The following is a 23,831-nucleotide window of genomic DNA, read 5'->3' as shown; positions in this document are numbered from 1 at the left end:
GCGATATGTTGACCCGTTTGTTTGGCCAGCGCAGTGAGCTTGTGTTGGTGCTATCGATGGTGGGTATCTTGATGGTGCTGTTTACGCCCATACCCGCCTGGATGTTAGATTTTTTGCTGATCATTAATTTCAGTTTCGGCCTGTTGGTTTTATTATTGACCTTCTATACCGATAAACCCCTGGAGTTTTCAACATTTCCGTCTTTGCTGCTTATAGCCACACTGTTTAGGTTGTCACTGAATATTGCAGCTACTCGGCTGATTCTCTCAGATGGATATGCCGGAGAGGTGATCGGCGCCATTGGTGAGTTTGTTGTTGGTGGGAACTATATTATTGGCTTGGTGGTGTTTTCCATACTGATTGTGGTTCAGTTTGTCGTGGTAACCAATGGTGCTCAGCGTGTCGCTGAAGTGGCTGCGCGATTTACGTTGGACAGTATGCCTGGCAAGCAGATGAGTATTGATGCCGATCTGAATATGGGATTGATCGATGAAACCGAAGCTCGTGAGCGCCGTAAGGCCATAGAAAAAGAAGCCAATTTCTATGGGGCCATGGATGGTGCCAGTAAGTTTGTGAAAGGGGATGCCATCGCCGGGATTATCATTATCCTGATCGATATTATTGGTGGTCTCACAATAGGATTGGTTCAGAAGGGGATGAGCTGGAGTGACGCATTACATAACTATACGCTCTTGACCGTTGGTGATGGGATTGTCACGCAAATTCCAGCACTGATTATATCCACCGCTACGGGGATTATCGTCACCCGGGCAGCGACCGACGCGCTGTTTGGTGAAGAGTTAACAAATCAGGTTGCGCGCTATCCTCGGAGCCTTTTGATGGTGGCAGGTGGCCTGTTCTTCATGCTGTTCTTCCCGGGAATTCCGGCGCTTCCTGTTTTGGTGGTTGGAGCCTTGGTGGGAACTGCTGCATACTTCGCGTTTAAGAACTCGACGCCGCAATCTGAAGAAGAGAAGGAAGCGAAACAAACTACATCAGAATCCCAGAATGACGACCTGTATCAACAGATACAAGTGGACCCCATTGAGATCTTTGTCGGTGATGACCTGGTTGACATGTTAGGCCGCCAGAGCGGGCAGTTCACGGACAAGATAAAACAGTTCAGAAAGAACTTTGCGTTTGATATGGGGTTCGTCATTCCATCGGTCAAGGTGAAAGAAAAATCTTCGCTGCGCGGTGTTCAGTATGTGGTGAACATATTAGGAGCCAAGGTCGCAGAAGGTGAGCTTTACCCTGAGCTTCTCTTGGCTATCAGTCCCACAGAACAGCGTCAGCCACTGGATGGATGGGAAACAAGAGACCCAACCTACGGGCTCCCCTCGGTTTGGATTGATCCGAAACTGAAGGATGAGGCGAGATCTAAAAAGTATACCTTGATTGATCCAATGACCGTGATTATTACGCATGTGAGCGAGATTCTCAAAAGCCATTCTTTCGAGTTGTTGACGCGGACTGAGATAGAAAAGCTGTTGGAGCGAGTCAGGTCAAAGCAGCCTGCCGTGGTGGAAGAGTTAGTGCCAAATATGCTTGCGTACTCTGACTTACAAAAAGTGATGCAGATACTGTTAAGAGAGAAAGTGTCTGTGCGCAATATCGAACAAATCTTAGAGGCAATGTTAGAAAGCGGACGACATACGAAAGATCCAGAGGAACTGGCAGAAAGGGTGCGTACGGCCTTGTCTAGAGCGATATGTGAACCGCTTCTGGATGATGACGGAAAGTTGCAAGTGTTGAGTTTTGATCCGGCGCTGGAACAGTTGATGCAAACAGGGCTGCGTCAGAGCGAATCAAAGGTAACTCTGCTGGTGGACCCAAAGGTGACCGAAGAAGTGATTCGCAAGTTGGCTACTAAGGCGGAGAATCTGCTATCAAACAACGTTCAGCCTGTTTTGATGTGCTCACCCAACCTGCGGCGCCATATTCGGAAACTAATCGAAAGGGTTTTGCCTCACGTATCGGTACTGTCGTTAACGGAAATACCAACGAGTGTCCATATAGTATCAGCAGGTGTGGTTGATGTTGCTCGAGACACTCGAAAGTTACCAGGTGTCCTGAATAGAGAGACGTTAAATGCCTGATGTTATCCAGTTAATTCAGAGTACCATGTCAGCAGACATGAGTCGTTTAAACACGATTAGCCAAAATCTTGCTAATGCAAATACTGATGGTTACAAGCGCGAGATATCAACGCAGAAGGCCTTTGAGCAAGAGCTGGCATCGAATGGAGGATATAAGCCGGAAGCATCTCTGAGTGTTGCACGAGATATGTCAGTGGGCGCATTGAAATATACAGGTAATATGAACAATGTGGCATTAACTGATACCGGATTTCTGAAAATAATTCACTTGAATGGTGAGGCGTATACGCGGCGTGGACAACTACAGTTATCAGAAGATGGTAAGTTGGTTTTGTCGACCGGTGAAGAAGTTCTGGGTGAATCAGGTCCCATATATCTTCAACCGGAATCTTTCGTGATAAAAGGCGATGGCAGCATTTTTCAAAAAGAGCAGTTGATGGGGAAGCTTCTAATTGCAGAGGGCAGCACCCAAGGTGAACTGAACTATCTGGGGAAAGGGATGTTTCATTCAAGTTCACCGCTGCCACAAGCGTCGGGAGAGATGATCATAAAGCAGGGATATTTAGAGGCCTCTAACGTAGAAAGTTTACGAGAAATGGTAGGACTAGTGACTACAGTTCGACACTATGAATCAGCAGGTCAGGTTCTTAAAGGTTACGATGACATGTTGGATTCTGCGATTAATATTTTGGGTGAATTTTAGGAGTAACTATGCTTGATGCAATTTACATCGCCACCAGTGGCATGCAGGCAGAGCAAGCGCAAATTGATACAATTTCTAATAATCTGGCGAACATAAATACTGCAGGTTACAAGAAATCGAGAGTTTCATTTGAGGATCTGGTTTATCAGCAGGTGAATAACTCGGCTGCGTCACTCGATTACGAACAGCTTGCTCCTATGTCCGGAATGGGGGCGTCGCTAGCTGCTATTACTAAAGACTTCTCCATGGGGGATTTGAAAGCAACCCAGAATTTGCTCGATGTGGCTATCCAAGGAGCTGGTTTTTTTGAGGTGGATTTGTTCAATGGGGAAAAGGCGTACACGAGGAACGGGTCTTTCAAGATCGATTCTGATGGGATGTTGTCAACCATTGATGGTCGCGTTCTGAGTTCTGCAATTCGTATTCCCAGTGATGCATCACAGTTACTTATAAGGCCTGATGGGAGTATGGCCGCCAAAGTCGATGGTAACGAAGATTTGGTTGAGCTTGGACAGATTGATATAGCCAATTTTGTTACGCCAGAAAATCTAGAGCCATTGGGCAGCGGCTTGTTTGCGGCGACAGATGGTTCTGGTCTGCCTTTATATAGCGAACCTGGATCTAACGGAACTGGTGAGCTGATTCAAGGTTACATCGAAACATCTAATGTGGACCTGGTTGAAGAAATGCTGAGTTTGGTAGTTGCGCAGAGAGCATATGAAATGAACTCTCAGATCATTCGAGCCTCCGATGAAATACTGAAAATAAACAACAATCTTCGAAGCTAATGGTTTTCTTTATACGTTGTTTAGCTGCTGTGTGTGCGTCTTTATCAACTTTCTGGGCGCCCCATGTGTTCGCGGCCAAGCCTTCGTTGGTTGTTGAGGTGCTTCCAATAGTAAGTATCGAGAAACCAGTGGTCGAGTTTCATGAAATTGCCAACGTATATGCACCGAGAGAACTGCGCAAGTCAATAAGTCAGTTAAAGGTATCGATACCGAGTGCTCTTGTTGCTAGAGATGTGTTCGTAGATAGAGAATTAGAGGACATTATTAGTGGAAAACTAGAAGAAAAAGGTGTTGCGTTTTATGAAGTGCTTGGCCCAAGCAGAGTGTTAAACAGAAAGCGCGTCACCATCGATAAAGATAGGTTACGTAAAGCAGCAGCGGAATATCTTTATGAGTATTTTAAGGACAATTATCCCTCAATCAAAATTAGAGGGTACCAGCCCACGTTAAGTGGTGTTGTGATACAAGACAACATAGACATGCGAGTGATTCGCATGGATAAGCCCTATTCATCTCATTGTGTATGGGCCGATGTCGATGATCGTGTATATAGGGAATGCTTTGACGTGCGAGTAATGGCTGAGGTTTTTCTAGCAGATCGGGATATTAAAATAGATGAGCAACTAAAACCTCTAGATGTGAAGAATGTTTTGATCGATGTCGCAGCACTCAAGCATGGTACGCTCACTCACTCTGATCTCGCTGAAGGTGTTTTGGTCAATCATGATATGCAGCGGGATCAACCGATTTTTAAAGACAGTGTTAGAAAAAGGTCACCAGTATCCCGGAGTTCAACGGTTGAATTGGTTTCTCAGGTGGGTGCTGTTTCGATCGTGACTCAGGCGGTAGCACTGGATGATGGAGAAATTGGCGAGAAGGTGAGAGTGAAAATGGAACATTCCGAAGTTGAACTTGTTGGCGTAGTCAAAGAGAGCAATATAGTGTTGGTTTCTCGGGGAAGTATCTGATGTCAAAGTATGTAGCCATTTTCAGTGTTTATTTGATTTCAAGCATGATGGTACAAGCCGAAAGTTTATACTCGGACGAGAGCTTTAGGTCTTTTGTTGCGGATAAAAAAGCAGTCAATGTTGGCGATCGAGTAACGGTTGTTATTGTTGAAGCATCGAAAGCAAAATCCAACAATGGCGCGTCGATGGATGAGAGTTTCGGAGTTTCAGGAAGTGTTGGAACAACTGATAAAACTGAAATTGGATCCATTGATCTCGGGATGGGCAGGGAGTCGGGTGGTTATACTCGTCGAGAGGGGGAATTGAGAGCCCAAGTGAGTGCCACGCTAATGCAAGAGGATGAGCATGGTTACTTTTACGTTCAAGGCACACAGAGCATTCTTATTAATGGGGAAGAGCAAGTAATCACTATTAAAGGATGGTTGCGCACACACGATGTGGACCAAAACAACATTGTACTATCCACTCGTCTTGCTGATGCCGAAATTGAATACCAAGGATTTGGGGATAAGAGTGAAACTGAGGATCAGGGCTTCGTTTCATGGTTGTTCAACAAGATAGGACTGATCTAGCGTTCCCATGATTAAGAATCTGTTTATTTGTACTTGTTGTTTTTTGATGATTTCCACTCCGGTAAGTGGTTTCTCAGCCACTCGTCTTAAGGAAATCGCTCGAGTAGAGGGTGTTAGGGATAATCATGTGGTTGGATATGGGATAGTGGTTGGCTTGTCCGGAACTGGAGACTCTTCCCGCAGTAAAGCAACGTTGCAATCGGTATCAAACGCGTTGTTTGAATTTGGAGTAAAAATAGATGAAAGTGAAGTGCACAGCAGGAATGTTGCGGCCGTAATTGTCACTGCAAAGTTACCGCCATTCACTAACCAAGGCGATTACCTGGATGTTAGTGTTTCTTCTATGGGTGATGCGCGCAGTCTCGTTGGGGGGACTTTGCTATTAACGCCGCTGAAAGCTCCCAATAATATTGTGTATGCACTTGCTCAGGGGCAGGTGTCGACTGGTGCTTTTCAATACGACTTGAATGGAAATTTAGTTCAGAAAAATCATACAACAGTTGGCAGGGTGCCAAACGGCGCACAAGTCGAGAGATCTGTGAATACTTCGTTGGTAGGCGAGGATGGCGTTCTATATCTGATTTTAGAGCATCCGGATTTTACTACCGCCGGCAGAGTCGTTGATGCAATCAGACAGAATTTGGGTCTGAACGATGTAAAGGCGATTCATGCCGGCAAAATAGCGATCAAGGTAAATCCGGACGTAGATAGCGTGTCCCTTATACGCGATATTGAAAATACAAGTGTAGAACCGGACCGCAAAGCGATAGTTGTTATTAATGAACGTACCGGAACTGTTGTTTCTGGAGGAGATGTTGAGATAGATGATGTGACCATTTCACATGGAAATCTTAAAGTAATAATCACAACAGATTACAACGTTTCGCAGCCCTCTGCTTTCCTTGGTAGGGCATCACCGGGCGTTCGTACCATGGTTGTGCCTGATACGGAAATTGAAGTTGAAGAAAGCTTGGCATCAGCAATTGATCTGCCTCAAGGTACTTCAATATCCGATTTGGTGGCTGCCTTACGTCAAATTAACACTAGCACTAGAGATGTGATCGTTATTCTACAAGCGATAAAGTCCGCGGGTGCACTAAATGCTGAATTGTTGGTTCAGTAGGGGGAGGAGATGGATAGCATTATTTCAAGTGTAACGCAGACTTTGGTGAATAAAGCACTGGATCTATCAAGCGCTCAACAGAGAATCATAGCAAATAATATCGCAAATAGCGGCAGTGTAGGCTACTCGCCGATTAGATTGAGTTTTGACAGCGTAATGAGCGAGGTTAGAACCATGATTGAGAGTCAATCTGATGCTGCCCAGCTTGAACAAGCCATCCAGAAGATCGATACAACGGATCTACCTACTGTCCAGGATTTGAGTACCAAAGTTATGTTGGATAAAGAGATGGTGTTGATGAGTGAAAACGTAATTCGATTCCAGTCCCTTATCACGGCTAAAAAAGGTCTAGGTGGATTGATGAAAAGCGCAATTAATGGAGGTAAGGTCTAATGCCCGTTGATAGCATTTTCACTATAGGTGAGTCTGGACTTGACTTCCAACGAAGCAGAATTGAAGCCATTGCAGCAAATATAGCGAATGCGTCTGCAACCCGGTCTACAGGTGGTGAGGTATATAAACCGGTGGATGTTGTTGCCACTAGTGGAGCTTCTGACGGAATTGCGTTTCCAGGGTACCGCTATTCGAACTTGGATCCTGGGGCGTTGCAAGGTATTGAGCGGGTTGAAGTCGTGGAGCGCAACTCGGAACCGAGAATGGTGTTTGATCCTAATCATCCAGATGCTGATTCGAAAGGATATGTCTCAATGCCAAATGTTGACCCGGTAGTTGAAATGACAAACTTGATGGCGGCTACCAGGGCGTATGAGGCGAATATCAGGGTATTAAATGCTGCAAAAGCGATGGCTATGAAAAGCATGGAATTAGGAGAGTAGTATGCAAATTGAAGCTATTTCTGGTTTGGTTCCCCTTGAAAGTGCTTCCTCTCCTGTAAGGGAGTCAGGATCACTGTTTTCTCTATGGTTTAGCGAGCAAATGAACCAGGTGGAACAGAATATACAGTCAGCAGAGCATCAGGTGCAAAAGCTGGCAATAGGAGAAGCTGATAATCTGCATCAGGTTATGATCGCGATTTCTAAAGCTCAGACTTCGTTCGATCTAATGGTTCAAGTTAGAAATCGGTTAGTAGAAAGTAGTCAAGAACTCATGAGAATGTCAATTTAGCAGTAGGTTTGATTATGTTTTTGTCAGAAAAATGGGGAGCTCTATCTGGTATCGGGAAAGCAGCATTTATCGTTGCTTGCTTTTCAGCTCTTCTGCTTCCCTTAATTGGCTTCTATGGTTTCTATTCTTCTGATATGGCTCCTATCTATCAAGGCTTGTCTGAAGAAGATGCTTCTAAAGTAGTAACCAACTTAAGTGAGAACAAAATTGAGTATCAACTTAAAAATGGTGGTAGGGACATATACGTAGCTAGCGATAAGCTGGATGCTGCTCGTTTGCAGCTCGCGGGGGATGGGGTTCGCCTGGGTAGCGGTATCGGTTTCGAGATATTTGATGAGATGGAATACGGCGTCAGTGAGTTCGCCCAAAAGATTAACTATCAGCGGGCTCTTCAAGGAGAATTGTCGCGAACAATTGCATCACTAGACGGCATAAAGTACGCAAGGGTTCATTTAGTTTTGCCCGAAGAAAGGCTGTTTGAAAAGAAAGATAGAGCCCCAAAAGCCTCTGTTAATTTGATGCTTGAAGAAGATGCCCTCGTTTCTGCAACACGCATACAGGGAATTCAAAGAATAGTTGCAAACTCCGTAGAGGGTTTGTCTCCCGAACGTGTGATCGTTAGTGATAACGATGGCGAGGTTCTTAGTGTATTAACAGAGGATGGTAGCTTTCAAGTATCGGCTACTAATCAGAGGAAAGAGTCTCTTGAAAGAGCTTTGACGCGCAAATGCTCTGACCTTATGGAAAAGATGTTTGGATACGATAGAACTGTTGTGAATGTAGATGTTTCGTTGACTGGCGCTGAAATTAAACGGCGCACCGAATCAGTCGTTGGGGCTGATGATGGTTTGTCAGGGGTCCTAGTAAGCAAAAGAATATCTACGTCTAACAATAGACAGAACTCAAAAAAGACCACTGCAGAAGCAATGGATAGCTCAAGTCAAACTGAAGAGATGTCATATAGAACGGGCACGAAAATTGAGGAAGCAGTGGTAAGTGCAGGGCAAATCGCCAAGTTGTCAGTAAGTGCAGTCGTCCCAGTGAGTGTGACAGATAGGCAGTTGGAAGATCTGTCAGATCTACTGAAGACTACTGTGGGCTTTGATAGTGAAAGGGGCGATTCAATAGCTGTTAGACGTATGGCTTTTGTAGATATCAATGCAACTAACGAGAAAATTGTAAAAAGTGTTGCAGAACCTAAAAATGCAAATGACGTTGGATTGGTTCGTAAATCTTCAGCTCCCATTGATGCCCTAGGGAACTACAGCGTGCTAATCGGTGTTGGGGGTGTGTTAGTGGGATTCGTGCTCTTTCTATTGTCATTCTTCGTGCGTAGACCTAGGTCACTATCAGACTCTGAAAGAGAGATTCTGCTTGAGAATATTCAATCCTGGATTGCCTCTGATGAAGCTGCTATTGAAGGAGAGCGTATTCGATGAGCTCTTTAATCAAGCGCTCTGCGATTTCTTTTAGCCTTCTTGGAGCTAAAGACCGAAATTGGCTTTTGTCAAAACTAGACTATGAGCAGAGAGAGCGTTTGCTAGACGCTCAGCAACGTTATAAGTCACTGATTGAAAGATTGGGTCCTGTTTGTTTCGATGATCTGCATAGTGTTTTAAATAGGCTCGATCAAGGTGAGTTTGAAAAGAAGTGCGCAGTTTCATTCTTTGACGTACCGTATTTAACGCAAATACAAGTAGCAGAGTCTCTTTCACTGGAATCAATTTATGTGCTAGCACATTGCGAATCATGGCGTAATAAAGAGATTGTTCTGGCAAATATTTCCTCCAAAAAGCAGGAAGAGTATCGGCTTTTCTGTAAGAAAGTGAAATTTGTCCCGACTCCTTTCCATATTGAGTCTGTTCTGGAGTATTTGTCGGTAAGGTACACAAATGAATGACACCCGCGTTATCCGTTCTGCTGTAGTTCAGGGCGTACGTAAAATTGGGTCAAGTAGTCATTATGGTCAAGGCACAGATCATAAGTCTACGCAAAATCATACGCCTGCTTCTGAAACGGATGATGACTCTGTGCAACTAGAGCGATTCAGCTACGATGCATCGAACCAAGTGAGTTCAGACAAAACAGAGCTCGATAGTGAATTACTGTATTCTCAACGAATGATTGACTCTTTAAGGTCTGAAGTTGAAGAGAAGATGCGAATTATTGATGAGTTAGAAAGGAAGATAAGCACTATAGAGCTAAATGCACTGAAGGTTGAATCTGAGATTGAGAGTGTAAGGAAATCAGCGCAAGAGCATGGGTATGCGGATGGTCTTAAATTGGCAGAAGATGAGATGAGAAATAAGCTTGGCGAAGTTGGTGAATCCATAGCTACTTTCCGTAAAAGTTTTGATTTTGCAAGTTCATCGATCAAAAATCTAGCCGTTGAGTTGGTTTTCGCTTCTCTTTCTAAGATATTTGGGGAGGAGTATACAAAAGATTCAGTAGTGATTGCTTTAGTCAAACGATCCATAGAAAGCATAAGAAATCCAATTAAATTGACGATTCGCCTCAATGAAAGGGATTGTAAATTTATACTGCCCTATGTCGACGAATTAGAGAAAGAACTCGGTTTCACTTGTGATGTGGTTGCTGATGTTAGAGTAAAGTTTGGTGGCTGTATACTTGAGACAGAATCCGGAAGCTTTGATGCAAGAATGGAATCGCAACTACAAATAATTAAAGAATCGTTGCGAAACGCAATAGAGCATGGCTAGTTAAAATGCAAAGTACTGATTTAGCTGAGTTAATAAAGTCATGTGACACGATTCGAAGAACCGGACGTGTTCTGCAGTTTTACGGTCTCGCTCTTGAGTCAGTTGGACCTGATGTTTTTGTGGGGGAAATATGTGAGATCTCTACCCCAGGAAATCTACACCCTGTGAAGGCTGAAGTTGTAGGGTTTCGTAACGGTAATGTTGTTCTTATACCCTTTGGGAATTTGCATGGCATTCATGTTGGTAGTGAGGTTGTGGCTACTGGTAAGTCTGCAACCATCCCAGTTGGAGAAGAGCTTCTTGGGAGGGTAATAGATGGGTTTGGGTTTCCGATTGATGAAAAGGGTCCTATTCGATTTAGCGATGAAATCGGGATATATCGTAATCCCATTAATCCAATGATGAGAGAGCCCGTAGACGTTCAGTTAGAAACAGGCATTAAAGTTATTGATGCTTTCACCCCAGTGGGGAAGGGGCAAAGAATTGGGATATTTGCGGGTAGTGGCGTTGGTAAAAGTACATTATTAAGCATGATCACCAAATCTAGTTCGGCGGATGTTAATGTGATTGCCTTGATAGGGGAGCGTGGGAGAGAAGTACAAGATTTTATAAGCAAAGGTCTGGGAAGGGAAGGTTTGTCTAATACTGTTGTAGTGGTTGCTGGTGCGGACCAACCTGCGTTGGTCCGTCTGTATGCAGCGTATGCCGCGACCGCAATTTCTGAGTATTTTATGAAACAGGGAAAGGATGTTGTTCTTGCTATGGATTCCATAACGCGTTTTGCTATGGCGCAACGTGAGATCGGGTTGGCTATTGGAGAACCACCAACTGCGCGAGGTTATACACCGTCTGCCTTTGATAAGATTCCTAAACTAGTCGAGAGAGCAGGAAATTTTGCAGGCCAGGGCAGTATTACAGCATTCTATACAGTATTGGTTGAGGGTGACGATTTTAACGAGCCAGTGTCTGATAATGTTAGAGCAATTTTAGACGGGCATATTGTTTTGGATCGGAAAATTGCTGAGCAAAATGTTTATCCAGCCATCAATGTGCTTAATAGTGTTAGTAGACTTGTTGGAGACCTGCTTTCACCCGAAGAACGTATGCTGATTGGGAATGCGAGAAAGCTATTAAGCCGATATGAAAGTTCAAAGGATATGATTGATTTTGGTGGATATATAAAGGGAGAAAATAGGAAGCTGGATGAGTGTGTTGAGTTTGAGTCCAGCTTTCTTGATGTGAGAGTGCAAGAGAAGTCTTATGGGGCAGCGCGCAAAGACATATTCAATTGGCTAGTCCGAGCGCTCCCCAATGTATAGTGATCTCTTGAGGCGGAAGAGAATTTTGGCACTTTACGAATCTAAGTTGAAACTTGAATTGAGCAATGCAAACCGAATATACGAAGTGTTGTTGGCTAAAGAAAGCGATATTACGTTAGAGATTCGTAGTATCAGAAAGCGCATTCAAGCCACGAACCAGTTAGTTAGACAGACCTCGGATACTGGCAATGGGACTAGTAGCGACACGCAATTAAGTATTTTTCGATACGTTCAGTTTAATGAAGGCGAGCTGAAAGTGCATGAAACGCGACTTGATGAAAGTAGGATAATATCATCAGAAGCTCACCAGAAGTTAATTGACATAAAGCTCAAGCTAAAAAAGCTTGACGAACACCGGCGTGATCTCGGTATTTCAATCGAAAAGATCGTTGAGTTTAGCGAGCAGCGCGATATGGACGAGGCTTATTTGGCAAGAAGGCTATACATTAAATGAGTATTTCAATTTTAGACCAATACTATCTTGGTATGAATAGTATTGAAGATAGAGGATCAAACCTCAAGTGGTTAGCAGCATTAGAAAAAAGCAGTTTTAAGAACTTCAATATGTTCGATGAGCAGGCTGCTGGCTTCTCCTTAAGAAAGGAGGTCGAACATGAAGCAGATAGCTCACCGGATTTACAGCATGGGTATCCTGCTATCGAGAAAAAGGGCCACTCAAGTAGCCTTTCGGTTGATTCAATGTCTGTGATCCTTAAAGTCGAAGCGCCCCTTAATTCAGTTTCTAAAACTGCTGTTAACAACGCGATAACCATAACTGCAAACGGTGGCCATGTCCAAATCAAGATGAACAACATCTTCGAACTGGATTCAAAGGTTAGTTCAAGCAAAATTGTTGTTCAGCAGTTGTTGGAAAATGAGTTCGCAAGCGAATTCTACAAGGTCATAGAATCAAAAAGTGGTGTTACTGTGTTAATTAGGAACTATTTTGATGTGAATGCTCATGACGTTAGAAGGATAGTTCATAGATTAATGACCTATGTCCAGGAAAACACAGGGTTCCGACCCAAAGTGATAGTTAATGGTTTAAAAATTGAAAGCTCAGCGAGGGAAGTGCTATGGCGGTAGATTCAATAGGTAGAGTGGCGAATCCAAATGCGGGTCTCAACCAGGCAGCAGTTGGTTTGGAAGATTTTTTAGATATTTTTCTAGCCCAGCTTAATTTTCAGGACCCGCTTGAACCTGTAGATAATCGTGAATTTATCGCACAATTAGCCCAGTTTTCAGCATTAGAGCTTGCTAATAGAACGAGCGACAATGTCGAAGGACTGTTGGAGGTTAATTCGGTAGATCAAGCTGTTGGTTTGCTAGGTCGTGAAGTCAATATAAGAGGCGATAATGGGTTAGTTGTAGCTGAAGTTATTGCCATTCGTTTGCAGGGCTCACAGCCTGTCCTTAGTGTTAGAACAGCTGAAGAACAAATTCTCGACGGAATTAGTCCTGCACAAGTTTCTGTTATTCGATAAGGGGGGCTTAATTATGATGGGTTCGTTGTACAAAAGTCTGTCCGGGTTGGTCGGGTTCACAAAGGCTCTCGATAATTTGAGTAATAATGTTGCAAATTTGAATACACCTGGTTTTAAGGCTAATGACGTATTCTTCAGAGAGCTGAATTCTCATACCAGTTCATCTAACGGCGATGTTGGTCAAGGTCTTCAGGATGATATCGGTAACGGTGTTGACGTTCATGGGACGTCAACTCGTTTTACTCAAGGAAAGATACAGGATACGGGGGTAGAAACAGATCTCGCCATAGATGGTAGAGGTTTTTTCGTGCTGTTAGATGGTAATTCGGAGTTCTATACTCGTTCCGGGCAATTTAGGTTCGATGAAGATGGGTTTCTAGTCGATCCAGCTTCAGGACTCAAGGTTGCCTTTGTAGGTGAAAGCGGCCGTTTATCCGCTCTAAATATAGATTTATATGAGTCTAGCCCGGCTGAAAAATCTACAGAGGTTACGCTGGCTGGTGAGTTAAATCTGTCTGATCCTTTGGATAGCGTATTTGATGGGGGAGATGATGAATTGCTTGAGGTCACTGTTTTTGACAGTGATGGTAGAGGCCACGGATTAAGCATTAATTTTACAAAGATTGAAGGGAGCGCGTGGGAAGTTAGGGTTTTTAATGAGGATGGCGCTCAAGTATCGCCTCCACATATCATCGAATTTACGGGTCTAGGTAATCCGTTAGAAAGTAGTTCTTCCTTGGTGTTTGACTATTATCCCTTTAGCTTCCTAGAACAATCTGAACTTAGTGATGGATTTTCATCGGGAGCATCATTGGAATACTCAGACGGTATAAGCTCTGACGTTTTGACAAGTTTTGATTTGGAAAATGCAAGTTTGATTCTTCGATCTGATACCGAGTATACGTTAAGCGATCTAGGAGAATATGCGTTTGACGACTTGGGTCAGCTAGTAGATTTGGAGAGCGGCTTGGTGGTCGCCGCTCGAAATGAAGTTGGTGAAATCAGCGATTTTAGTATAGCTGATAAGTTGGAAACTCCGTCTGTTGAAACTGCCAGAATCACAGTCGCAGGAAATTTGGATGGAAGTATTGAAATCGGTGGTTCATACCCGTTACCTGATGATCAACCATTAGTCTTCGACTACGTTAACCAAAATGGCGAAGAGGAAACTTTTTTTGTTCGATTTGTAAGAGAGGCTTCTGGTTGGGTGCTCGCAGCAAATAGTGCCGGCGGTGACGTCTTAGTCACTAATGGCGTTTTGATTTTTGACACAGACGGGAATCTGAATGTGTCTACGTCTGCACTATCCGTCGAGACGTCAGATACTAATCAATCAATAGAGTTTGGGCTGGTCGACACGAATGGACAACCAACAATCAATTCTAGCCCTGGTGAGTTTACTGTTTTACAGTCAGGGCATGATGGGAAATTGTTAGGACAGGTGTCATCAATCGAGTTCGATGAAGACGGCGTAGCGAGGGTCTTCTACACAAATGGAGATGAAGAGGTAGGTCCGAGACTTGCTGTTGTCGAACATAATGGAAAAATGATTGATTCACTGAGCATTGATATGTCTGGATTGAGCGCCGTGTCTGGATCTGCAAGCGCTCGAGTAGACGATGTTGATGGCAGATCTCCTGGTCAAATTCAAAATATGGCTTTTGACGATTTCGGTGTCCTAACTATTGATTACTTCAATGGAGATACAGCTACGCTTGATGCAGTAGCGATAGCGCAGGTCGCTGACGCATCTAGGTTAAAGTCTGTTGGAGGCACGTTGTTTAGCCTTAGTTCAAGATCAGAGAGAGTAGTAGGACGCGCGGGTTCTGCTGGAGGGGGCTTTTTGGTTGCGAGTAGTCTTGAGTTGTCAAACGTCGAATTGTCTTCAGAGTTTGCTGATATTATTGTCGTTCAGCGTGGTTATCAAGCTAGTTCTCAAGTGCTTAATGTCACTAACGAAATGATTGAAGAACTTTATAATAGCGTTCGTGGAAGGTGACTGATGTCTTACTTGTACAGATGCTATTCGAAAGATCAGATTGAGCAAGCGTATGAGATTGTTCGTAGTGCATTAAAGCAATGGTCAGAAATTATCAATGTCGAAGTTACCATCGATAGTCTAGACACATACACTGAAGCTTATGTTCAAAATGCCACAAGGTTAGGTAGGTCTACCGTTTTTCTTGAAGCAAATGATGATGGCTGGTGTTGCTTCTATAAAAAGTTAGTCGGTATAGATTGTGTTGAATTCTGCCCTGAACGGTATCCGGATCAATTCTATGTGGTGGAACGTTCGATAGCACATCTTTCTTCTTTGTTCGTCTCTAGCGAAGGAAATCTCGCAGGTGTTTCAGATGCAGATTGCTATGCGTCGGGGTGGTTGTCCTGCGTAGCAAAGCATGATGGTGGAAGTTTCGCTATTATGTTCTCTCCAGCGTGCTTCCATTTTTATGGCGTTTCAAGTCAAGATATTGTGCCTGAGTTCAGTTCTCCCTTGGACCTTGTTACTGATCGTTTGGTCTCTTTGAAAATTGAGTTGGAGGGTGCGTCAATTACGTTAGGTGAGCTCGATCGGCTTTCAGCGGGCGACGTGATCACCCTTGAGCATGCTTCTACTGAACCAGCAATTTTAAAAACACAAACAGGTAAAACTCTATTTCGAGCTGAGCTTGGATTAGCTAATGGACAGTCGGCTCTAAAGCTTGTTAACTAGTAGGTAGGTATTATGACACAGAAATCGGTTAGTGTAGAAGGTGTAGAGCTTTCACCATTTGAAGAAGCTAGGGAAGGTCGCTCGTTGGTTGAGAATAAGCTTGACCTTGTTGGTGATGTTAAAGTGAGACTGGCGGTTGAGCTGGGAGAGATTGATTTGACTGTCAACGACCTATTTTCACTTAAGGAAAATTCCTTGGTGGGTTTGGATGCACCTATAAATAGCGATCTAAAACTAATGATGAATGGAAAGTGTGTTGCAATTGGTAGCCTGATGGTCGTAGGAGACAACTTTGGTATACAGATTACCAAAGTGTTTACTAAATGATGCGTTATAGGTTGCTAATGATGCTTTTTCTATTAGCGAGCTATCAAGCTTTTGCGGAGCAATTTAGACCAGGTGGTAATACACCAATTCCTGTTGATAGTAGTTTTGAAGCTTCTAAGTTTGCCGATAAGAAACCAGTATTCAAGTTAGAAGAAGATTCTGCCGGAATAGGGCTTTGGAAAGGCTTTATACTTGTACTTGTATGTTCATTAGTGTTTGGAATTTTCATAGCCCTTAAGCCCAAGATTTTTGAAAATGCGCCTGAAGCAAAAGGCAATATGTCCGTGGTTGGTAAAAAGACTATTTCACATGGAGTAGTTGCCGTGCACATAAAAGTTAGTGATGTTGATTTTTTGGTTGTTAAAGATGCGAGTGGTCACACTGTTACTAAGCTGAAAGACGCGAGTAACAAGGTTGAGGAATATTTGTGAAGGTTATTTTCGCTTGGTTGCTGCTAGTTTTCGCTAATTTCGCTTTAGCTGGTGATGTTGTATTCCCAGGTGTTGCCATAGATGTATCCGCTGATGAGGGGGGATATTCGAACGCGCTAAAAGTATTAGTGCTACTGACATTACTCTCACTAGCTCCAGCCATGTTGATGATGCTGACGTCATTCACCCGTATGATTATTGTTCTCGCGATGTTGCGTCATGCTATCGGAATGCCTACTACACCGCCGAACTCAGTGCTTATTGCTTTTGCCTTGTTCCTTACATTGTTTACCATGGCTCCAACTATCGATCGTATCAATGAACGCGTTTTAGTTCCTTATAATGAAAAGGCAATAACTGATAGCGATTTTTTGGATGGTTTAAAGAGCGAGACTAAAGGCTTTTTGGTGTCTCAAACTAGAGAAAAAGATGTGGCACTAATACTTAGCTTATCTCGCAAGCAGCTGCCTGACTCAGTCGATGATCTAGGTCTTTCCACGCTTATGCCTGCCTTTATGTTGAGTGAGCTACAAACAGCTTTCAAGATTGGTTTTATAATATTCTTACCTTTTCTTGTGGTTGACCTCATTGTGGCTAGCGTGTTGATGTCTATGGGAATGATTATGCTACCGCCAATGACAATATCGTTACCCATTAAAATATTAATGTTCGTTCTGATAGAGGGCTGGGCTCTGGTGGCGCAGGCTTTGGTCGGTAGCTATATTTAGGTGGGCTGTGTCCGAGGGTCAGGTTCTCAAAGGTAGCAAAGGACTAAATTATATTGATGATGATTTGTCAATGTGGTGGGATTACAAGAAAAGCAACAGCGAGTTTTTGAGAAACGAGCTGGTTGGTCATTATAGTGGTTACGCCAAATCTATTGCGTATTCTGTATATTCACGCTATGCAAGTTCAGGTATTGCAAAAGAAGATTGTACACAGTTAGCTTTCTTGGGGTTGATTAAGGCAATCTCCAGGTATGACATTGATATGGGCGTAGTTTTCACAACGTTTTCATACCGTTATATAAAGGGCGAAATATTGAGAGGGATTGAAAAGTATTCTGAACAATTTGGATACAATGCGCAAAGGAAAAGGATGCAGCGCGAAAGGATGGATTCTCTGTCCCCTAAAGGAGTGAGCTGCTTGGCTGATTTTGTGTCTTTAACTATCGATCTGGGTGTATCCTTTCTACTTGATTCGCTTCATGATGGGGATTCCGTTGATAAGAAATTAATTTATCAGGTTCAATTTGAAGACAAGTTGGCTACAAAGAAGATTCTAAGTTACTGCAAGTCTTTAGTTGATAGAGAACGAGAAGTGATACATCTTCATTATTTTAGAGATATGAGTTTTTCTGAAATCGCCGATGCATTGAACTTGTCAAAGTCTAGGGTTTCACAGATACACGCTAGTGCCGTTCAGAACATTAGAGTAAGTCTTTCTCCAAACAAGAAGTTTCAATTAAATACCTAGTAGACGAGAGTGAGTTCGATGGATATCAGATTGGATAATGATGAGATGTTTCATTTGGCAATCATAGCCAGTAAGAGAGGAGATCACGAAAAGGCTATTTTGTTGTTAAAACAAGGCGCGAGCGAGGAAGGCTCTGCACGATTCCATTATCTGCTAGGTGCTGAATACGCAGAGATTAATATGCTGGAAAAAGCAGTGTTACATATTGAGATGGCTCTCGAATTGAATCCTGATATTCCTGAGGCATGGTTTCAGTTGGGGCTACTTCATTCGTTTTTAAATGAAACGGAAAAAGCTGTAAATGTATGGAGAAATATAAATCAAAGCGGTAATGCATCTTGTCTTTATCTGTTCAAGTGTGGGATTGAGAAGGCGTTTGACTCTGAATGGGGTGAAGCAATTGCGTTTATAGACCAAGGCGTTGAAGTGAACACTGCTAACCCTGAGTTAAATGCTAACATGATTAACTTGAAGGTGGCATGGTCTGATCGGGTGGGCGAGCAAGTTGTAAATAGAAATGATGATCCCCATCATTTCCTATCTGCTTATAAAGAGAAAGTCTAGAGGTGATGCAAGTTCGATATGGTTACCAGATTATCTGATACAAAATCTAGTGTATCGCCTTCGGTGCGTAGAAATTCTAATAAACTGGATTCATATAAAGCGGAGGAGAACCTAAATGACAGAGTTGAGTTTAAAGCAGGGTTAACTGTTCGTCATGAAGATTTGGAAGAGCTCGTTCTTGGTATCATTGAACAAGCATTTAGTGGTCTTAATTTAGATCCCCTACGTGAAAAGGAAATAGCCGGGCAGGTTATTTCCGTTCTGAAGGAGAGGGGGTGGACCCTTGATAAAGTAAAATCTCTTAATGGACTTAGGTAGCTTGAGGGCGTTCAAAATTCTGTGTCAGCCTAGCGGCGTCATAAGCTGATGTATTTCTCCAGCCGGTCTGGGAAGTGGATTGTGAGCTGTGACAGCGTCAGGTTCCAGTTCTGTATCGGGTGAGTCCATCGCTCGGTGGCTTTGAGTATACCGGCATACAACAGCTTCAGTAAGCTGTTTTCATTAGGGAAGCCGCCTTTCGTCTTGGTGAGTTTTCGGAACTGGCGGTGTACAGCCTCGACAGCGTTTGTCGTGTAGATCGCCTTCTGCACGTAATCCGGGTACTTAAAGTAAGTCGATAACGTCGGCCATTTACTGCGCCAAGACTGGATTACCATTGGATATTTGTCGCCCCATTTGGCTTCCAGGTCGTCCAAGGCAATTTCTGCGGCGTTGAGGGTGGTAGCCTTGTAAACGCACTTCAGGTCACTCATGAAGGCTTTCTGATTTTTGGAGGCAACGTACTTCATGGAGTTGCGGATCTGGTGGATGATGCAGTGCTGAATCTCGGTGTCGGGGTAGATGGTCTCAATGGCTTCAGGGAAGCCTTTCAGGCCATCCACGCAGGCAATCAGAATATCTTTTAGGCCCCGGTTGTTCAGGTCGGTCAACACAGATAGCCAGTGGTGAGCACCTTCCTGATCCGATAAATACAGGCCCAGCAGCTCCTTCTTGCCTTCGATATTGAGGCCCAGAATGGTGTAGATAGCCTTGCTGACATAGCGGCCGTTTTCCTTGATCTTGTAGTGAATCGCATCCAGCCAGACGATCGGATAGATAGCCTCCAGATCTCGCTCACGCCATGCCTGAAGCTCTGGGAGAAGCTTGTCGGTGACAGCATTGATGGTACCATTGGAAAGCTCGACACCGTAGAGATCGGCAATATGGCCGCGGATATCCTGATAACTGTTACCCAGGGCAAACAGAGCCAGGATCTTGCGTTCCAATTCATCGGTGAGGTGAGTCTGGTTCTTTTTGACCAGCTGGGGTTCGAAGGTGCCAGACCGGTCTCTGGGGGTATCCAGCTCAAAGCTGCCCGTAGGGCCTTTTATGGTCTTGGAAGACTTGCCGTTCTTACGGTTAGGGGCTTCCTCGTTGGCCAGATGCTCTTCCAGCTCGGCCTTCATGGCGGCCTCTGTGAGCTGTTTGATCAGGGGTGTCAGGATGCCGTCCTTGCCAGTGAGGTCTTGGCCTTCACGCAGGGCTTTGAGGGCGGCTTCCATATCGAAAGTAGGTTTGGTCATAGGTCATCTCTTTTGGTCTAATGATAAAGAAATGATACAGAATTCTGAACACTACCTTCAGGGGCTCAATATCTCTGCGTAAACGTCAGAAAATACAAATCGCCGTCTATATCAAACGAGCCGATGGTTTTATCCAAATCCAGGCTGGCTTCCATATGGCGAACGCTCATGCCCACCCACATATTATCCTGTATGCGAAAGTCCAACCCTGCCCGGGCATAACCCCCTAGTGCGAAGTCAGAATTATAGCTGTTGGTATCAATGACCACGGTATTGCTGGGAGCTGGAGTGGGTTCTGGTTCTTCCACATTATCTACTTCAGTGGTGGCAAACAGGAACAGTGGGCCAGCACCGACGTACATGCGCAGTCGGTCAGTTGGTTTGAAGCTACCGTAGAGGCCAAAGAACGTTTCGAATGACCAGAATGCGTTGTCCACAATAACGCGAACTTGCGTGCCACTACCGCCGCTGGTGCCGTAGTAGGAAACGCTGTGGTTTTTCCAGGAGAAGAAGCCACCGCCTTCCCAGCCATAGCCAAACACACCGTCGTGCATGATCACTTGAGCGGCTGCCCCCAAATACGGAATACTGCTGGGTAGCTCACCTTCAAAAACCTCATCGTTGGATTCGAAGCTTACGGTCTGGTCATTTAATTTCAATGATCCGAACATGACCTGTCCATAGAGTGGCTCTTTAACACCTGCTGCGAACGCCATGGCGGGCAGAAGGGCGAAGCAAATAAGAAAGCGTCGTAGCACGGTTATTATCCTTTTTGATAGAGTTTATCCAGTCTTATGGAGCGGCCGTTTTCCATCACTCTTCGAGCATGCTTGCGCTGTAACTGGCGTGGCTCCGTAACGCCGCAGGAATGAGCGATGACTCCTACTTCATGTTCAAGGTTGTGATGATAGTGAAATACGCGCGCACTTTTGTCGGTAGGGTCCAGCCCTTTTTGCAAGCGAGGATTGTGGGTGGTTATGCCGGTGGGGCAGGTGTTTTTATTGCACTGCAGCGCCTGGATACAGCCTAGTGAAAACATAAAGCCCCGCGCGGTTACGATGAAATCTGCGCCTACACATAAGGCCGTAGCCACCGCGCTGGGGGTGATCAGCTTGCCGGAGCAGATCACTTTGACTCGTTCGCGCAGGTTATATTCAACCAATTTATCCACCAGCTCGGGCAGGGATTCACGAATGGGCAGCCCTACGTCGTCGATCAGCGACATGGGTGCCGCACCGGTGCCGCCGTCGGCGCTGTCCAGCGTAATAAAGTCCGGCGCAGACTCCGCCCCGCGAGCGTTGATTTCGGTGAATAGCTCATCCAGCCACTCGGGATCACCCAGTACCGCTTTAAAGCCAGTCGGTTTGCCGGTGGTGTTGCGAATCAGTGCAATCATATCCAGCAGATCCCCGGCGCAGCGTATTTCCGGGTGGCGGTTGGGGCTGATGGAGGCTTCACCTGCAGGAATGCCTCTGATGGCAGAAATCTCCGCCGACACTTTAGCAGCGGGCAGTATGCCACCTTTGCCTGGTTTGGCCCCTTGGCTCAGTTTCAGTTCAAACATACGTACGTTGTCGTGGGCGGCAATTTGCTTGAGTTTGGTTTCGCTCAAGCGGCCCTGGTCATCGCGCACGCCATATTTGGCGGTGCCGATCTGAAATACGATGTCGCAGCCACCCTCCAAATGCCAGGGGGAAAGCCCACCTTCGCCAGTGTTCATCCAGCAGCCTGCCAGTTTCGCCCCTCGGGAAAGCGCCTGTACTGCGGGTTTAGAGAGCGCACCATAGCTCATGCCGGAAATGTTAACGATGGCGTGGGTGCTATAGGGATAATCGCAATCAGGGCCGATCACCACAGCGGAGCTTTGCACTGCATCCTGATCGAGAGTCGGGTAGGCGGTGTTAACAAAAATGATGGCGCCAGACTTGGTAAGGTCTTTGGTAGAGCCAAAGGCTACGGTGCTATCGATGTTTTTGGCCGCACGGTAAACCCAGGAGCGCTGCGCGCGGTTGAAGGGTAGCTCCTCTCGATCCATGGCAAAAAAGTATTGCCGAAAGAACTCGCCCACGTGTTCAAACAGATAGCGAAAGCGCCCAATGACAGGGTAATTGCGGCGCAGGGTTTGTTTGGTTTGGTTGCGGTCGATGATGTACATCACCAGCACGGCGGCAGCGGTGGTGCCGATTGTAAAGATGAAAAATGCCGCCATCAGTTCCATGGCGGTGAACAGCAGCTCGCTAATACCTGCTGGCAATAGGCTCTCCATGGTTATGCATCCTTTCTGCGTGCAAAGATAAAGATCAACAAAAAAGCCAGGCTTGCGCACAGCACGATACTGGGGCCAGCCGGGGTGTCTGCCTGCCAGGATAGGCCCAGTCCACACGCAACGGCACCCATACCCACAGCGCTGGCAATCATGGCCATGCGCTCCGGGGTGTGGGCCAATTTACGGGCGGCAGCCGCTGGGATGATCAAGATGGCGGTAATCAATAATGCCCCCACTACTTTCATGCCAATGGCTACCACGCTGGCCAGCAGCAACATGAATAACAAGCGCACCAAGCCAACGGGGGTGCCTTCGGCCTGCGCCAGTTCCTGATTCACCGCAATATTAAGCAAGGGCGTCCAGATGAAATACAGGGTCACGGCGATGAACAGCACCAGTCCCCCCACCCACAGCAGGTCACCGTAGCTGGTGGCTAACAGATCGCCAAACAGCAATCCAAGCAAATCCACCCGTACGGTTTCCATCAGGCTCACCAACACCAGCCCAAGGGCCAGGGTGCCGTGGGCCATAATGCCCAGCAAGGTGTCGCTGGCAATAAAACGCTGGCCTTGCAGAACGGTTAAGGCCAGAGCGATGCTGCTGCTCACGGCGATGACGCCAATGGACAGGTTCAGATCAAACAGAAACCCCAAAGCGATGCCCAGCAGGGCAGAATGAGCCAGGGTGTCGCCGAAATAGGCCATGCGCCCCCATACCACAAAGCAACCCAGGGGGCCTGCAATCGCCGTTAGCAGCAGGCCCACCAGTAAGGCAGGCAGGACCAGCTCAATCATGCTTGCAGCCTCCTTCGGTATGGTTGTGCTCTTCCACTACATGGCCGTGAAGGTCATGGTGGTGATCGTGATTGTGAGTATAAATAGCTATATCTTCCACTGCGTCGTTGGCAAACAGGTTCAGATATTCAGGGTGCTTGGAGACAGATTCCGCCGTACCAGAACAGCAGACATGCTGATTCAGGCACAGCACCTGATCGGTCTGGGCCATCACAAAATGCAGATCGTGGGACACCATCAGAATGGCGAAACCCTGCTCGTCCCGTAGTTGCGCTAATAGATGATACAGCGCCTGCTGGCCTTGTAGATCCACCCCTTGGGCCGGCTCATCCAAAACCAATAAATCGGGCTCCCGCAGCAGCGCTCGGGCCAACAACACCCGTTGAAATTCGCCGCCGGAAAGGCTCTGCACAGCGGCGTAACGTAAGCTGCGGGCTCCTACCCGGCGCAGAACGGCGTCTACGGGCTGGTTATCGCCTTTATTGGCCAGGGTCAGAAAGCGCTCCACTGACAGGGGTAGGCTCCCATCTACGGTGAGTTTTTGTGGCATGTAACCAATTTTCAGGCCCGACGCCCGCTGGCATGTTCCCCGAGTTGGCCGATACAGTCCCAAAATGACTTTCAACAGGCAGGACTTTCCGGCTCCGTTGGGGCCAATGATGGTCAGTATTTCCCTGCGGTTAACATTGAACGAGATATGATCCAGCACGCGGCGACTTTTAAAGTCCAGACCAACGTCATGGAGTGCAACCAGGGTATCTTGAGACAGAAATTCTTGGGTCATGAAAGCCGCTTAT

29 protein-coding genes are annotated in these 23,831 nt (G+C 45.5%); 24 read left to right on the top strand and 5 right to left on the bottom strand.

Annotated features, from left to right (window positions below; translation table 11 throughout):
• Positions 1-5: 5 nt before the first annotated feature.
• From flhA to Kalk_RS11175, 24 genes are all read left to right on the top strand, one after another.
• The gene (flhA, locus tag Kalk_RS11290) at positions 6-2,099 is read left to right on the top strand and encodes a flagellar biosynthesis protein FlhA (protein WP_101896288.1); all 2,094 of its coding nucleotides are present in this window, start codon (positions 6-8) and stop codon (positions 2,097-2,099) included.
• Positions 2,092-2,802 carry a flagellar hook-basal body protein gene (locus tag Kalk_RS11285; RefSeq protein WP_101894349.1) on the top strand — a complete coding sequence of 237 codons (711 nt, stop codon included), beginning with the start codon at positions 2,092-2,094 and terminating at the stop codon, positions 2,800-2,802. The genes flhA and Kalk_RS11285 overlap by 8 nt, the downstream gene beginning before the upstream one ends.
• An 8-nt stretch (positions 2,803-2,810) precedes the next feature.
• Complete coding sequence (gene flgG, locus Kalk_RS11280) at positions 2,811-3,590, top strand: flagellar basal-body rod protein FlgG (protein ID WP_101894348.1); 780 nt, start codon at positions 2,811-2,813, stop codon at positions 3,588-3,590.
• A gap of 65 nt (positions 3,591-3,655) precedes the next feature.
• The gene (gene flgA / locus Kalk_RS11275; RefSeq protein ID WP_158643448.1) at positions 3,656-4,558 is read left to right on the top strand and encodes a flagellar basal body P-ring formation chaperone FlgA; all 903 of its coding nucleotides are present in this window, start codon (positions 3,656-3,658) and stop codon (positions 4,556-4,558) included.
• Entirely contained in the window at positions 4,558-5,130 is a 573-nt protein-coding gene (locus Kalk_RS11270) for a flagellar basal body L-ring protein FlgH (protein WP_101894346.1), read from the top strand. The genes flgA and Kalk_RS11270 overlap by 1 nt, the downstream gene beginning before the upstream one ends.
• Positions 5,131-5,137: 7 nt before the next feature.
• Positions 5,138-6,253, top strand: a complete 1,116-nt coding sequence (locus Kalk_RS11265) for a flagellar basal body P-ring protein FlgI (RefSeq protein WP_101894345.1) — start codon at positions 5,138-5,140, stop codon at positions 6,251-6,253.
• Between the two features lie 9 nt (positions 6,254-6,262).
• The gene (locus Kalk_RS11260; RefSeq protein ID WP_101894344.1) at positions 6,263-6,646 is read left to right on the top strand and encodes a flagellar basal body rod protein FlgB; all 384 of its coding nucleotides are present in this window, start codon (positions 6,263-6,265) and stop codon (positions 6,644-6,646) included.
• Complete coding sequence (gene flgC, locus Kalk_RS11255) at positions 6,646-7,089, top strand: flagellar basal body rod protein FlgC (RefSeq protein ID WP_101894343.1); 444 nt, start codon at positions 6,646-6,648, stop codon at positions 7,087-7,089. The genes Kalk_RS11260 and flgC overlap by 1 nt, the downstream gene beginning before the upstream one ends.
• 1 nt (position 7,090) lies before the next feature.
• The gene (fliE, locus tag Kalk_RS11250; RefSeq protein WP_101894342.1) at positions 7,091-7,378 is read left to right on the top strand and encodes a flagellar hook-basal body complex protein FliE; all 288 of its coding nucleotides are present in this window, start codon (positions 7,091-7,093) and stop codon (positions 7,376-7,378) included.
• Positions 7,379-7,392: 14 nt separating this feature from the next.
• On the top strand, positions 7,393-8,817 hold the full coding sequence (gene fliF / locus Kalk_RS11245) for a flagellar basal-body MS-ring/collar protein FliF (RefSeq protein WP_101894341.1): 1,425 nt from the start codon (positions 7,393-7,395) through the stop codon (positions 8,815-8,817).
• Positions 8,814-9,278 carry a hypothetical protein gene (locus tag Kalk_RS11240; protein ID WP_101894340.1) on the top strand — a complete coding sequence of 155 codons (465 nt, stop codon included), beginning with the start codon at positions 8,814-8,816 and terminating at the stop codon, positions 9,276-9,278. The genes fliF and Kalk_RS11240 overlap by 4 nt, the downstream gene beginning before the upstream one ends.
• Entirely contained in the window at positions 9,271-10,098 is an 828-nt protein-coding gene (locus Kalk_RS11235) for a FliH/SctL family protein (protein ID WP_101894339.1), read from the top strand. Before Kalk_RS11240 ends, Kalk_RS11235 begins: the two co-directional genes overlap by 8 nt.
• Positions 10,099-10,103: 5 nt before the next feature.
• Positions 10,104-11,417 carry a FliI/YscN family ATPase gene (locus Kalk_RS11230; RefSeq protein ID WP_101894338.1) on the top strand — a complete coding sequence of 438 codons (1,314 nt, stop codon included), beginning with the start codon at positions 10,104-10,106 and terminating at the stop codon, positions 11,415-11,417.
• Positions 11,418-11,442: 25 nt separating this feature from the next.
• Positions 11,443-11,871 (top strand): hypothetical protein, encoded by a 429-nt coding sequence (locus tag Kalk_RS11225; RefSeq protein WP_158643447.1) that lies wholly within the window; start codon positions 11,443-11,445, stop codon positions 11,869-11,871.
• Positions 11,868-12,503 (top strand): hypothetical protein, encoded by a 636-nt coding sequence (locus Kalk_RS11220; protein WP_101894336.1) that lies wholly within the window; start codon positions 11,868-11,870, stop codon positions 12,501-12,503. Before Kalk_RS11225 ends, Kalk_RS11220 begins: the two co-directional genes overlap by 4 nt.
• Positions 12,494-12,901: a flagellar hook assembly protein FlgD gene (locus Kalk_RS11215; protein WP_101894335.1), complete on the top strand. Its 408-nt coding sequence runs from the start codon at positions 12,494-12,496 to the stop codon at positions 12,899-12,901. The genes Kalk_RS11220 and Kalk_RS11215 overlap by 10 nt, the downstream gene beginning before the upstream one ends.
• Positions 12,902-12,914: 13 nt before the next feature.
• Complete coding sequence (locus tag Kalk_RS11210; protein WP_101894334.1) at positions 12,915-14,900, top strand: flagellar hook-basal body complex protein; 1,986 nt, start codon at positions 12,915-12,917, stop codon at positions 14,898-14,900.
• A 3-nt stretch (positions 14,901-14,903) separates the two neighbouring features.
• The gene (locus Kalk_RS11205) at positions 14,904-15,614 is read left to right on the top strand and encodes a FliM/FliN family flagellar motor C-terminal domain-containing protein (RefSeq protein ID WP_101894333.1); all 711 of its coding nucleotides are present in this window, start codon (positions 14,904-14,906) and stop codon (positions 15,612-15,614) included.
• Between the two features lie 12 nt (positions 15,615-15,626).
• The gene (locus tag Kalk_RS11200; RefSeq protein WP_101894332.1) at positions 15,627-15,941 is read left to right on the top strand and encodes a FliM/FliN family flagellar motor switch protein; all 315 of its coding nucleotides are present in this window, start codon (positions 15,627-15,629) and stop codon (positions 15,939-15,941) included.
• A gap of 17 nt (positions 15,942-15,958) precedes the next feature.
• Positions 15,959-16,372 (top strand): hypothetical protein, encoded by a 414-nt coding sequence (locus tag Kalk_RS11195; RefSeq protein WP_158643446.1) that lies wholly within the window; start codon positions 15,959-15,961, stop codon positions 16,370-16,372.
• Positions 16,369-17,100 (top strand): flagellar type III secretion system pore protein FliP, encoded by a 732-nt coding sequence (gene fliP, locus Kalk_RS11190; protein ID WP_199767894.1) that lies wholly within the window; start codon positions 16,369-16,371, stop codon positions 17,098-17,100. The genes Kalk_RS11195 and fliP overlap by 4 nt, the downstream gene beginning before the upstream one ends.
• A gap of 7 nt (positions 17,101-17,107) precedes the next feature.
• On the top strand, positions 17,108-17,848 hold the full coding sequence (locus tag Kalk_RS11185; RefSeq protein ID WP_101894329.1) for a sigma-70 family RNA polymerase sigma factor: 741 nt from the start codon (positions 17,108-17,110) through the stop codon (positions 17,846-17,848).
• Positions 17,849-17,866: 18 nt separating this feature from the next.
• A complete protein-coding gene (locus Kalk_RS11180; protein WP_158643445.1) occupies positions 17,867-18,412 on the top strand; it encodes a tetratricopeptide repeat protein in 546 nt (181 codons plus the stop codon).
• Between the two features lie 18 nt (positions 18,413-18,430).
• Positions 18,431-18,730, top strand: coding sequence for a hypothetical protein (locus tag Kalk_RS11175; RefSeq protein WP_101894327.1), 300 nt, complete (start codon positions 18,431-18,433; stop codon positions 18,728-18,730).
• Positions 18,731-18,768: 38 nt separating this feature from the next.
• On the opposite strand, the gene Kalk_RS11170 is transcribed toward Kalk_RS11175, so the two are convergent.
• The 5 genes from Kalk_RS11170 to znuC form a co-directional block, all read right to left on the bottom strand.
• Entirely contained in the window at positions 18,769-19,974 is a 1,206-nt protein-coding gene (locus Kalk_RS11170; RefSeq protein ID WP_101892936.1) for an IS256 family transposase, read from the bottom strand.
• Positions 19,975-20,039: 65 nt separating this feature from the next.
• Entirely contained in the window at positions 20,040-20,732 is a 693-nt protein-coding gene (locus Kalk_RS11165) for an outer membrane beta-barrel protein (protein WP_101894326.1), read from the bottom strand.
• A gap of 5 nt (positions 20,733-20,737) precedes the next feature.
• Positions 20,738-22,240 (bottom strand): FMN-binding glutamate synthase family protein, encoded by a 1,503-nt coding sequence (locus Kalk_RS11160; RefSeq protein WP_101894325.1) that lies wholly within the window; start codon positions 22,238-22,240, stop codon positions 20,738-20,740.
• A gap of 2 nt (positions 22,241-22,242) precedes the next feature.
• Entirely contained in the window at positions 22,243-23,034 is a 792-nt protein-coding gene (locus Kalk_RS11155) for a metal ABC transporter permease (RefSeq protein ID WP_101894324.1), read from the bottom strand.
• Positions 23,027-23,818 (bottom strand): zinc ABC transporter ATP-binding protein ZnuC, encoded by a 792-nt coding sequence (gene znuC, locus Kalk_RS11150; RefSeq protein ID WP_101894323.1) that lies wholly within the window; start codon positions 23,816-23,818, stop codon positions 23,027-23,029. The genes Kalk_RS11155 and znuC overlap by 8 nt, the downstream gene beginning before the upstream one ends.
• Between the last annotated feature and the right edge of the window lie 13 nt (positions 23,819-23,831).

The sequence above is a fragment of the Ketobacter alkanivorans genome (genome assembly GCF_002863865.1).
Classification (GTDB): domain Bacteria; phylum Pseudomonadota; class Gammaproteobacteria; order Pseudomonadales; family Ketobacteraceae; genus Ketobacter; species Ketobacter alkanivorans.
Note: the sequence above shows the minus strand (reverse complement) of the source record. Positions and strands in the feature narration are given on the sequence as shown.